The organism is Mucilaginibacter sp. P2_A5 (genome assembly GCF_056404995.1).
Genome location: NZ_JBFUCY010000018.1, coordinates 1 through 12,092, shown reverse-complemented (window position 1 = coordinate 12,092; position 12,092 = coordinate 1). Strand labels below are relative to the sequence as shown.

Here is a 12,092-nt window from a genome sequence, read left to right as displayed (position 1 = left end):
GGTATTGCCGCCAAACTATCTGGCGCACCTTTTCCCCGGCTGTTTGCAACATCAAAAATCCCGCCACCCGCACCCCGGCATTTAAAATGCTCATTTGTTTCATAAGCGAACGCAACTGTACGCTTATGAACGTTTAAGGCTGCAACTATACACACAAGCACCTGAATTTAAGTTAGTTATAAAACTGGCATGATTTTGTTACCCCACAGATTCAATTACATTGTGGCTATGCTGAAAAACTATTTTAAAACCGCCTGGCGAAATTTGTTTCGCAACAAGTTCTATTCGTTAATTAACATAACCGGCCTTACTGCCGGGCTGGCCATTGGCATATTGATATTGCTTTGGGTGCAGGACGAGTTAAGTTTTGATAGCTTTCACAGCAATGCCGATAACATTTACCGTGTAGAACTTTTTGGCGGCACCGGTGCCAGTAAACAAATCTGGCAAACCACAGTAGCGCCCATCGGCCCATTGGCCAAACAGGAGCTCACCGATGTACAGGAGCAGGTACGCACCATCCCCAACTGGTTTTTCTCGTTATATAAATACAAGGAAAAAGCTTTTGGCGAACAAAACGTAGCCTTTGCCGATCCTTCCCTGTTCAGTGTGTTTGATTTTCCGCTGATTGAAGGCAATACCGCCAGGCCATTCCTTAATGACAACTCGGTTGTCATCACCAAAAAAACCGCGCAAAAATATTTTGGCACCGAGGATGCTTTAGGCAAAGTGATTGTGGCAGAAGGTAAGGAAAACTTTACCGTGAGCGGGGTTATCAACAATTTTCCGCTTAACTCCAGCATCAACTTTGATATGATTATGCCCATGAGTTACCACGTTAAATATATACTGGAACACGGCAAGCAGGATGCCAACACCGATTTTAATAATTATTCTTATCAAACCTATTTTAAATTAAAGCCCGGCGCATCGTTAAAAAAGCTCTCGGCCGATTTGTTTAAGATCCACATTAAGCACCGCGCCGAAGATACCGATGCCGACTACCTGCTGCTGCCCATCAATAAAATGCACCTGTACAATGCCGATGGCACCGACCACGGCATCCAAACAGTACGCATTTTTGTCATCATCGCTTTGGTGATCCTGCTCATAGCCTGTATCAACTACGTCAACCTTTCTACCGCCCGCTCGCTTTTGCGCGCCAAAGAGATCAGCATGCGCAAAATTATAGGGGCTGCCAAAGTGCAGCTGTTCATGCAGTTCCTGGTCGAGACCGCCCTGCTGTTCTCCATCGCCACACTATTTGCCTTGTTCGCCATATACCTGCTGATGCCGGTATTTAACCAGCTTGCCGGCAAACAACTGGTACTTAACCTGCTCAATCCGCATATCTGGCTCATTATCGGCATAACTGTAATAGCAACCCTGGCTTTATCCAGTATTTACCCGGCCATGCTGTTATCGTCTTTCGAGCCTTTAAAAGCCCTGAAGGGAAAAATAAACGGCAGCATTGGCGATGCCCTGTTCCGCAAAATATTAGTGGTGGTACAGTTTACGTTTTCGGTAGTGCTTATTGTAAGCACTTTGGTTATTACCCAGCAATTAAAATACATCCAATCAAAAAACCTGGGGTACGATAAAAGCCATGTTTTTGGGGTTTGGATGCGCGATGCGTCAGGGCATTACGATGCCGTGCGGGCCGAGCTTTTAAAGCAGCCCGGTGTAGAAGGTGTAACCCGTGCTACCGGCAGCATCATCAGCAGCGAGAATATCTCGGGCGATAACTCCTGGGATGGTAAAGCGCCGGGGCAAACCTTTATCCTGCACCCCATGGGTATCGATAAGGATTTCATCTCATTTTTTAAGCTAAAAATGCAGCAAGGCAACACTTTCAGCGGTGCTGTAGCCGATTCGACCCACTTTATCCTCAATGAAGCAGCCGTAAAACAGATCGGCCTTAAAAACCCCATCGGCAAGCGCTTCCGTTTCCAACGAACCAACGGCACCATCATTGGCGTAGTAAAAGATTTCCATTTTGCCAGCATGCGCGAAAAAATTGCACCGGCGATATTTTTCTACAGACCTGCCGTTTATCAAACCTTATATATAAAAACTAACACCCAAAATGCCGCTGCAGCTATAGCGGCGGCCGGCGACCAGTTTAAACAATACAATGGCGAATTCCCTTTTAGCTATAACTTCCTGGACGATATATTCAACGACCTTTACCAGGGCGAACAGCGCGAAGGCACCCTGTTTAACTATTTTGCAGGCATGGCCATATTAATATCCTGCCTGGGCCTGCTGGGCCTTGCCGCCTACACAGCCCAGGTGCGCACCCGCGAAATTGGTGTACGCAAAGTATTGGGCGCATCAGTTGCCGGCGTAATAGCCCTGCTGGCTAAAGATTTCATCAAGCTGGTACTCATAGCCATCGTAGTAGCCTTCCCGCTGGCCTGGTATGCCATGAGCAACTGGCTCGATGCCTTTGCCTACCGCATCCCTATCCACTGGACGGTTTTTGTATTGGCCGCGTTTATAGCTATCGTTATCGCTTTTGTTACTATCAGTTTCCAATCCATCAAAGCAGCGCTGGCAAACCCGGTGAAGAGTTTGAGGAGCGAATAAGGAGACTAAATAATGACAAGTTGCCCAACCACAGATCGAATAGCTTCACTGCCGGTTCACACGTGCTATGAGGCGATCTTATCATTTTTTAACAAGCGTTATTTGCGTTCCGGCGCTTGTTGAGGTAATCAATAAATGATAATTAATTTGATCGGCCCTGCTGCGCATATTTTTTAAGCCATAGCCGTCGCCGGTACCCGAAAGATCAAACCCTTTTCCATTGTCGCTAATTTCAAGCACGAGACTTTTTTGACGGGTTTTAAACTCGATGTTTATTGCTGTACATCCGGCGTATTTAATACTGTTGTTAACGGCCTCCTTGGCAATAAAGTACAGGTATCGCTTTTCTGTTTTCCGCAATCTATTTTCGGCACAAGCTTCGTCTACATCAATTTTAAGCACTATGTTAATTGCACCTGCTATCGGACACATCAGTTGCCTTAACCTGTTTACCAGGTCGGCTACCGTATCTCTTTCGTCGTCCAAAACCCAAATCAGGTCCCGCAAACCAATTATTGCAGTTTCAAGGTTTATATTTATGTTATCCAGGTATTCGGTTTTTCCGGGTTTTATAATGGCAAGGTGAGTAAAAACTTTTATGCTGTTTAACGAACTTCCAATGTCATCATGCAGGTCTCCGGCAATACTGGCACGTATTTTATGTTCTTTCATTATTTGCCTTAACCTAAGGCGGTACAATGCGTAGGCCAAAAGCATTATGGTTGCCGCTATAAGAGCTTTAAACCACCAGGTTTGGTACCATTTTGGCAAAAACACAAGGCTTATTTCGGTTGGGGCGCTCCAATAATTATCTTCATTGGCGGCCTTTACCTGAATGGTATATTTGCCTGGCAGCAATCCTATAAGGTTAATAAAATTCCGGTTGCCGGTATTTATCCAATTTTCGCCCTGTTGTTTAATGCGATAGGCAAAAACAGTACGGCCCGGGTTAGAATAATTTATACCTGTAAAATACAGCGATGTTTGAAGCACATTACTGGGTATGGTAAGGGTTTTTAAGTTGATGTTGGCGGTATCGGCGCGGTGGCTGCTTGTCTCGACGGATACGCGGCTTATGTATACCCGAGGCGCAATTGTATTAGTGGTAAATTTAGATGGGGTGATAATTGTAAACCCTTTAACGCCTCCGGCATAAATAATCCCATTTTTCATAAACCCGCACGCTTCCTCAAAGCTATTTGAATGAAGGCCGTCTTGCTGGTAATAAGTTTGAAACTTACGTGTGTTTAAATTTAAAACCGAAATGCCGTTATTTGACGTTACCACCAGCGTTGAATCGCCAACAGTAAAAATTTTGTAAACACCGGCATTGCTTAACCCGTCTTTAGTCGCGTAAATTTTCTTTATCTTGTAGTCGGGGCCTAATTGCATTATACCCGTTCCGTAAGCCGCTATCCAATAATCGTTCCTGGCTTCACAAATATCAAAGTATATGTTATAGGCCTGTTTGTTTTGCGAATCGTAGAAGCTTAAAAACTTAGATTTAGACAGGTCGGGATTAAAAACGGTTATCTTTTTATCCGACAAAACCCATACATTATTTTTTTTATCGTGGTAAACCGTATTTACAATGTTTGCCGCGAGTGCTGGTTTTGAAGTTATATTAATTTCCCTGACGGTTCGTTTTTTATAGTTCCAAATCAATATCCCTTTATCATTTTCGGTTCCCATTAAATCCAACGAATCGTTAAGATATAAATGGCTGTTGATAGCGTAATTTGAAAATCTCTTAAATTCGGGGTAAGCACTTGTTACAGTCAACCACTTTTTTTGGGTATAAATATTAATGCCTGCGGGATAGCTTGCCTGCAACCTACCAAAAGGGTCGGTATAATTGTGCTGAAACGATTTAATTTTATTTAGTTGCGCAAACTGGCCGGTGCCTGTTTGCACCTCAACAAAACCATTTCTTAAACCAGCGTAAACTTTCCCCTTTTGCGGCGATGAAAGGCTTAAAACATGTTCCAACTTTAAACCAGACGTGTCATCATTATAAAAAGATTTAAAGGGTGTTTGATTATATTTAATAAACGCCAAACCGTCCTGGCACCCCAACCATAAATTGCTTTGCAGGTCAGAGAACGAACAGAAAACCGCATTTAACCATTCACTTTTTTCGGCCCCGGCCTGATCTTCCATTTTTGTAAAGCCAGTTAACCCGTCATTGAACCGATAAAGCCCAGTGTGACCTGCTATATAAATGTCGCCATTTTTGTTTTTTGACACGTATTGTACATTTTCCGTATTTAATACAGGCAGCATTTTAACCGGCACTTTATTTATGGCTATGCTGTAATTGCCGTTGTAGCTTACCTGCCTTAAACCCACGCTGGTGGCAAAAAGATAGGAACGCTTTTTAAATGGCACCGAGCTCCAATAAATTACATCGGTGTTTGTTTGTTTTATAGCCAGCCCCGCGTTAGGGATAAGCTTTATAAGCTTTTTGCTCTTCCCGTCAAAAATTTTAATTCCAATACCTGTAACGCATACCCAAATATTATGGTTATCGTCGGCAAAAATGGTACGTACCTCGTTCGATGTGTTTTTACCCGCATTGTTGGGTATTACAATGCTTTTCCGGGTTTTGGTATTGTACACCCGCAACCCGGTAAATGTGCCTATCCAAATTTCATCACCCAACATGGCCATTGTAACATTCCATTCCTCGTTTACTTGGTTTCTGGATGAAAACCCTTGTTCAACGTTTGAGGTGATGGTGTTAATACGATCTATTCCCTGGTCTGTAAGTACCCATAAAAAGTTACCGCCCCGGTCTTCTATTAATGCCCTGATGTCGGTTCCGGAAAGCCGCCTGTTTAGACTGAAATTTTTGTTGTAGCTGATAAATGATTGCCCGTCAAAACGGTTTAGTCCGTCTTGCGTGGCTATCCACATGTACCCGAATTTATCCTGAATAATTTCTCTGATATTATAGCTGCTAAGTCCTTGGTTTTGTGTATATTTAGTGAGTGTATTGGTTTCTGCCTGCTGGGCGGCGGCGGCCATATTTATTAATAAACCTAAAACCACAAAAAGTATGATTATCCCAACCCCCAAAAAATGGAATGTTATTTTCCTGGTATATGCCCGGTTATCGTCTATAACCGACGACCTTGATAAAATCATTACTAAAAATAATACAAATTTTCCCCCTCCGCAAGGCGTTACGCCATCATTGCAAATTGAAGAGGAATTAACCTATTTATTTAACGATATAATTGATGCCGGCGAATCAAACGATGTAAGTGTATTTGTTATTTATAACAGGGTTGATATTGACAACCATCGCGACAGGACGGTATTATATCAATTGCAAAATCAAGGTGGGGCAAGTTTAGTACTGCAAAGCATTGACGCAGTTGAAAACAGCAATATTACTAAACCTGAGATCATTATCTCGTTATTTAAAGAAACCGACAAAATAAGCCCAACTGAGCATCATATGCTGTTTACGTGGGACCATGGGTCGATATTTGGAATAGCCCAGGGCGATAACACGGAGGCTGCGTTGGATGCCGATCCCAGGGAGTACCAGGTAATATCAAAAAGCGTGGGTGGTATTGAAAAATTTGTAACGCTAAAGGGAAACCAGGCCTATGACAGATCATGGGACGATACAAATAAACAGCGGGCCCCTTTTATTGCTGATGTATGCAACAGTATGGCAAGGCTACCTTCAAACAGTCTTGTGAATGAGATTTTGACTAACGAAGAACTGGCACAGGCAATTACCGAAGGGTTTGATAGTGATAAAGTAGATGTTTTAGTGATGATGAATTGCTGTATGATGAACGTAAACACTATTTACGCATTGTACAAAAAAAGTGCTGTAAACTATATGGTTGCGCCCCAAGCTGAAATAAATTTCCCGACCTATAACTACTATCAAATTTTGAAGGAAATGTATACCCATCCCGAAATACAGCCGTTCCTGCTTTCAAGGTATGTTATTCAAACAATAGCACACAACAGATATTACCCCAGAGATTTCAATTTCATTTACAACACAAACTTCTGGTCAATTTTATGTGTGGATGTTCAACAATTTGCAAGTGTTATTTACTTGATAGAGGAATTGATAACGGAATTAACAAATTTGCTTTTTACCAGCAAAATTACAAAAATCATTGCTAATTTAAATTCATGCTATCGGTTTGACTCATACCGTGTAGGGCTATCTGATTATATGATAGATCTCAGGACGTTCCTTTTTCTCTGTAAAAACATATCGACTAAATTATACGAATTGCATTGTGCACTTGAGCAGCATTTAAACCTATTGATAGTGGATTCATTTATTGGGCCATCCTTATTCCCGATAAATAACCCTACCGGTGATTTCAAAGACAATTTGAAACCATCGGGCATATGCATCTTTTTCCCCCGGACAAAAGAAGACATACGCGCCGATATTTTTCAATCATTTATTGCAGAAAATGCATCGTCAAGATCATCTTTCTTTTCGGATATAAAATGGTTAAAGTTCATTTGTACGTTTATCAGCCTCATCAATTAGATCAAGAAGCGACTTACCGGCATGATTGGTTTTAGATGCGACAACTTTAACTTTAATATTTAGGTATATATGCGCCATATCTGTAGCTGTAAAATACATTTCCGGTGTGCTAAGCGCCTCAAACATATTAGTATTTGCATCCGACTCTTTAATAAAAATAGTATTGGGATCTTTTACTGTACCTGCGGGGTCATCTATATAGATGCCGCTTAAATTCGTTGAAACTAAAAGATTGTGAAAAACATTGTGGGGGTCGGTAGTATCCAATTTTAGGGTCACTGTGGTGCCGTCAGATTTTATCATACTCCCGTTTTCTTTGAAAAAATTTCTTGCCATAATTTTTGATTTTTAGTATAGGTTTAATTTATTATTAAGTGTAAGCGCGATTAATAAAATGCAGCATCAAATATTGTGATGTTGTTGCCGCACCATTAAGTGTTAATGTAAATTGAATTTATTATTGGGCTTTAAAATAGTTTTACCTGTTGCTCCTGCGGTTAATATATAAGAACATTTTGAGCAGTTTTCACTGTGATAATTACTTAGGTTACAGGCCTTATTATGAGATAAATATAATATTAAGTATCATCAAATTAAAATTTATTTGGTATTCATTCAAAAACGCCAATTGTTGCTTTTTTTAATATAAAACTTATAGTAAGTTTAAACAAAATCCCCTATCACAAAATGGCGAATATCGCTTTAGTTGAAGACCATGTTTTATTACGCCGTGGCCTTGCCGTACTTATTAAAGAACTTGGAAACACTATCTGTTTTGAGGCCGATAACGGCAAAGATTGCATAGCCATGCTGGCCGCCAGCCAAAAACCAGATATTATTTTAATGGACATTAACATGCCTGTTATGGACGGGTACGAAGCCGCGTTATTTATTAAGAACACCTATCCGGCAGTAAAAGTAATCGCATTGTCAATGTACGATGATGAAACTGCCATTATCCGGATGTTAAAGAACGGCGCCAGGGGTTATATATTAAAAAATTGCGACCCTATGCAGTTAACCGATGCCATCCTGGCTGTTATGAACAAAGGCTACTACCATTCAGATCTTGTTTCTTCGAGATTAATTCACGCCATTAATAATTATGACGATGATAAAAGCGGGCTAAAAAAAGTATTCTCGCTAAGTGCCCGCGAGGTGGACTTTTTAAAATTAGCCGCTACCGAACTTACCTATAAGGAAATGGCTTCAAAAATGAATGTCAGTTTCCGTACGGTCGACGGCTATCGCGAGGCCTTGTTTTTAAAACTGAATATTAAAAGCCGCGTGGGCCTTGTAATTTATGCTATTAAAAACGGCATCGTAATTTTATAGTTTTAAGCTACAACTCTTTATAGCAGTTAGGCAATACGACCTCCCCCTCTTGAATATTGATATAATCCCCTATATCAATATCACATTCGGGTTGATGCCGGCTTTTTCTCGCCGGTGCCAAAAAACAGGTTAAATCCAGGTGTAAATACGGCTTTTGCCCCGCCCTGCTTGCTTAGGCCCAAACTAAAATCGACCCACATGCCGCCAAAAAAAGTTGTTTCGATACCCAGGCTGGCTTTGTAAGTAAATTTTTGACCTGTTTGCCACAGGCTATTAGCTTCAACAAAACCTTTAACATCGTTTGAGCCATAATATGCCCGCGACCCAATGTTGAGGCTTTTTACACCGAGGCGGGAATTCACCGTATCCCTTAGCTGGCCGGTTACACCTATAAGTAACTGGCCTTTATCTTTGAACAACGGAAACCCTGCGGTAGTCCACAAACCAAGTTTTGATGCAGGTTTTATATTGCGCAGTAATGAGTCTTTTGAATTGAACAGCGCCGCGATGCCGATATCCCAAATGGTTTTGTTCCATGAAGATTTTTTTATTTCATCTCTTGCTTCACTTACACTATTCTCATTAAATAGCTTTTTAATGTAGTTAGCTACTTCGTGTTTCAAAACGATATCCTTGGAATTTTTGGATGTATCCATATAAGCACTTGTTACTTTTACCAGCCAAGCTTCATAGCCAATTGCTTTACCTTTAATAGTGTCAGGCCTACTATGCTGTAGCGAAACCGTTCTTATCGCCAATGCGTACGCATCCGTTCCCTCCCTTCCAAATGCATCTAATTTGGCGAGTAGTTTAGTATTTAACCTAAGATCCTGATAATCCAAAATACGAAACTTTAAACCTATCCCTATGGCATAACTTTTATCCGCATTTACTTTGGTTCCTAATGAGAGCGCAGACGTATACCAAAATCGATTTTTAATAAAACTATTTAAGCTAACATCGGGCTTAAATAAACTCGGCGATATTTCAACCGCCAAATTTTGCGGAATTGTTCCCCCATTGCTCACAAAATAGTTTCCAACTGAAAATGCAATATCTCTCACCGATGTGGGTTTCATGATATTACTCGGGCTTGTTCCCAATATCTTAAAGGCAGGAGATTCAGGTACTGCATAATTTAAGCTACCCCAGCCGGCTTCATAATCTTCTCCCCATTTGTTTCGAAGGATATCAGCATTCCTTACGGTATCTTTCTGTGCAAAAGCTGAGCCTGAAAACAAAAGAAAGATCGAAATAATTGTAAAATATTTTTTCATGATCATTAGGATTAAACAAATACAGCTGTGGTTAAATCATTTACAAGACTGCCTGTTGAGTTTCCGGCAAATACTTGTACTGCCAGGCAACTAACGCCATTTTGCTTTACAGTGGCTGTAGCATGAAATTTACCTGTGCCACCCGCCGGATCAATTTCTCCCCAGGCAATGTTCAGGCACTTTCCAACCAGGTCGCCACCTTTGCCCAGGTCAAATTCTGTGGTACCATCCCATTGTCCTTTACCTGTTAAAAATTGGTCGCCGGATTGGCAGTCTACAACTTCAAAATTGTAAAAAAACATGTCGGTGGATTGAAATTCAAAAACCAGGATGGCATCATCACCGGGAGATGCGATTTTAATTTGAGTACTCATGATAGTAAGGGTTAAGGTGAATTATATATCGTTAATTTTACCGTGATTATTTAGTTAATAAGGCTATTTTAGGTTAAGAGCGTTTAGCTGCGCCTGTTTTTTTAGCGTTTCCCGCTGGCTCTTTTGGGTATTTACATCTTTTACGGCGCTCACATAGCCTAATAAGTTAGTCCAAAATGCCGATCCGCCACTTGCCATAAGCGCAATAATAACGACATAGATGCCGGTATCATAAGTCCCTATTTTGAACACACCAAAAAAACTGTTGTCACCATTTGAATACTTTGCTGTTACCCAGGCTATAAGAAATGAGACAACCATAACCACCGAACGGCGAATTTTTTCGGCCCTGTCATTTACCGGCGGTACGGTAGGGGTTGGCTCCTGCAACCAGGAAATGTTTGTTTTAATAATGGTAACCAGCCGTTCGCTGGCTAAGCTAACCGCGAGAATAACCGAGATTAGCTTGGTGATAACTGAGATGTCCATGATAATGATTTTTGCTTGATCCAAATTTGGCAAATACATTAAGCTTAGCACATGGGTTATTTCCCCTATTTAATCCGGTTTTTTTCCCGGTATAACCGGGTTTTTTTTTGATGAGTGGAAAATTTTAATTTTAAATAGGGAAGAGTTATATTTTGTAAGCTTTGCTGCCGTTAATGGACATACGCGTGGGCAGCAACTAATGCGTTGCGCGCGCTAAACGCTATCCAGCAATCTTTAAGTGCGGATGCATCAAGTTTCAGCTACCGCAAGCGTTTTTCGGCGCCGCCTCCAGCCTTGTGCGCCCGCTGATAGATAAACGCCATGCTAAGTAATAAATATACAACACCCGGATGTTTAATTTCATCCGGGTGTTTTTGTATACCGGCAGTTCGCGTTAAGGATTGCAGTGAAAAGCCCACAGCGCGGGCTGTCCGGGGCGGCAAAGGCAAGGCGAGGACTTGCAACGAAAAGCCTGACCGCCGCTTCTACCAGCGGGGGGAACGCCCGGGAGGAGAGTCAAGAAATTAGAGTCAAGAATCAAGACCTTTATAACCCTCCCAACAATCACTTCATCACCGACAGCACCTGCGAGACGGGCAAATAGCTGGCAAACAGTTTATGGATTAAATTGCTAAAGAAAATCATCGTTTTTTTTAAAAGCCTGAAGTACGTCATCGGTATTTAAAACGGTGGCAAACTCGTTGTTAATTTGTGCCAGTGCGGTTAAATGGATGGTTTCGGCATCGTAGTGTTCGCCTTTGATGCCGGTTTTGGCAAAGGCGGCAGTAGCATCGGCCACTACAAAGGTGTGGTAGCCAAAGTTGCCGGCCATGCGGGCCGTGGTAGATACGCAATGTTCGGTAGTAAGCCCCACTATAACCACGGTATCGATGCCCGCGGCATCCAACTGTTGTTGCAAATTGGTGCCGATAAAGGAGCTGTTTACCGATTTTTTGATCACCGCCTCGCCGGGCAAAGGCTTTACAATTTCTTTGTGGGCGTTGCCGGGGTTACCTTCGGCCAGCAGCGAGTTGGGGTTAACCGAGCAATGCTGGATGTGGAACAACGGCAGGTTATTTGTCCGCCAGTAATCAAGCAGTTTGCGGGCATTGGCTTCGGCATCCGGGTTATTGCGCTGGCCTCCCCAGTAAGGGATATTATCAAAACCCTGCTGTATATCAACAAGTATTAATGCAGGGTTGGTGTTCTGTAGTGTTTCCATACCCCAAAATTGCAGCATTGGGATCAAGCCGTATTTCTGGGGGAAGATCAGTTTAAGCATATATTTTAGCGAGCCTGAAGAGGAAAAAGGTAGTATCTCTAACACCTCTTGAAGTAGCCCTGAATGCTTTGATCTTGGCGTTGAATGATTCTGCTGAGGCATTGGTACTTCTGTTGTTAAAGAAGTTCAGGATCGATTCATAATGCGTTTGTACAGACCTTGCCACCGTTTTAAAAGCATCTATTCCCGACTCTTCCACATCGTTATAC

General features: G+C 41.9%; 10 protein-coding genes. 3 read left to right on the top strand and 7 right to left on the bottom strand.

All coding sequences use genetic code 11. The annotated features are described in order from the left end of the window. The first annotated feature begins 228 nt into the window (after positions 1–228). Entirely contained in the window at positions 229–2,589 is a 2,361-nt protein-coding gene (locus AC1DXF_RS16850; protein WP_477449890.1) for an ABC transporter permease, read from the top strand. Positions 2,590–2,670: 81 nt separating this feature from the next. On the opposite strand, the gene AC1DXF_RS16845 is transcribed toward AC1DXF_RS16850, so the two are convergent. Next, positions 2,671–5,616: a sensor histidine kinase gene (locus AC1DXF_RS16845; protein WP_477449889.1), complete on the bottom strand. Its 2,946-nt coding sequence runs from the start codon at positions 5,614–5,616 to the stop codon at positions 2,671–2,673. A gap of 31 nt (positions 5,617–5,647) precedes the next feature. On the opposite strand from AC1DXF_RS16845, the gene AC1DXF_RS16840 reads away from it, so the two are divergent. Then, positions 5,648–7,126, top strand: coding sequence for a clostripain-related cysteine peptidase (locus AC1DXF_RS16840; protein ID WP_477449888.1), 1,479 nt, complete (start codon positions 5,648–5,650; stop codon positions 7,124–7,126). Here the strand turns inward: AC1DXF_RS16840 and AC1DXF_RS16835 are convergent. Further along, on the bottom strand, positions 7,088–7,462 hold the full coding sequence (locus AC1DXF_RS16835) for a hypothetical protein (protein WP_477449887.1): 375 nt from the start codon (positions 7,460–7,462) through the stop codon (positions 7,088–7,090). The two genes, AC1DXF_RS16840 and AC1DXF_RS16835, sit on opposite strands and share 39 nt — an antisense overlap. 351 nt (positions 7,463–7,813) lie before the next feature. On the opposite strand from AC1DXF_RS16835, the gene AC1DXF_RS16830 reads away from it, so the two are divergent. Then, positions 7,814–8,461 (top strand): response regulator, encoded by a 648-nt coding sequence (locus AC1DXF_RS16830; protein WP_477449886.1) that lies wholly within the window; start codon positions 7,814–7,816, stop codon positions 8,459–8,461. An 80-nt stretch (positions 8,462–8,541) separates the two neighbouring features. Here the strand turns inward: AC1DXF_RS16830 and AC1DXF_RS16825 are convergent, their stop codons facing one another. The 5 genes from AC1DXF_RS16825 to AC1DXF_RS16805 all read right to left on the bottom strand — a co-directional run. Then, positions 8,542–9,738 (bottom strand): tautomerase family protein, encoded by a 1,197-nt coding sequence (locus AC1DXF_RS16825; protein ID WP_477449885.1) that lies wholly within the window; start codon positions 9,736–9,738, stop codon positions 8,542–8,544. An 11-nt stretch (positions 9,739–9,749) separates the two neighbouring features. Next, positions 9,750–10,112 (bottom strand): hypothetical protein, encoded by a 363-nt coding sequence (locus AC1DXF_RS16820; RefSeq protein WP_477449884.1) that lies wholly within the window; start codon positions 10,110–10,112, stop codon positions 9,750–9,752. A gap of 63 nt (positions 10,113–10,175) precedes the next feature. Beyond that, the gene (locus tag AC1DXF_RS16815) at positions 10,176–10,601 is read right to left on the bottom strand and encodes a hypothetical protein (protein WP_477449883.1); all 426 of its coding nucleotides are present in this window, start codon (positions 10,599–10,601) and stop codon (positions 10,176–10,178) included. A gap of 631 nt (positions 10,602–11,232) precedes the next feature. Next, positions 11,233–11,883 carry a cysteine hydrolase family protein gene (locus AC1DXF_RS16810; RefSeq protein ID WP_477449882.1) on the bottom strand — a complete coding sequence of 217 codons (651 nt, stop codon included), beginning with the start codon at positions 11,881–11,883 and terminating at the stop codon, positions 11,233–11,235. Beyond that, positions 11,876–12,092 (bottom strand): transposase (locus AC1DXF_RS16805; RefSeq protein WP_477449268.1); only part of this gene is annotated, 217 nt, incomplete at its 5' end. The genes AC1DXF_RS16805 and AC1DXF_RS16810, both read right to left, overlap by 8 nt.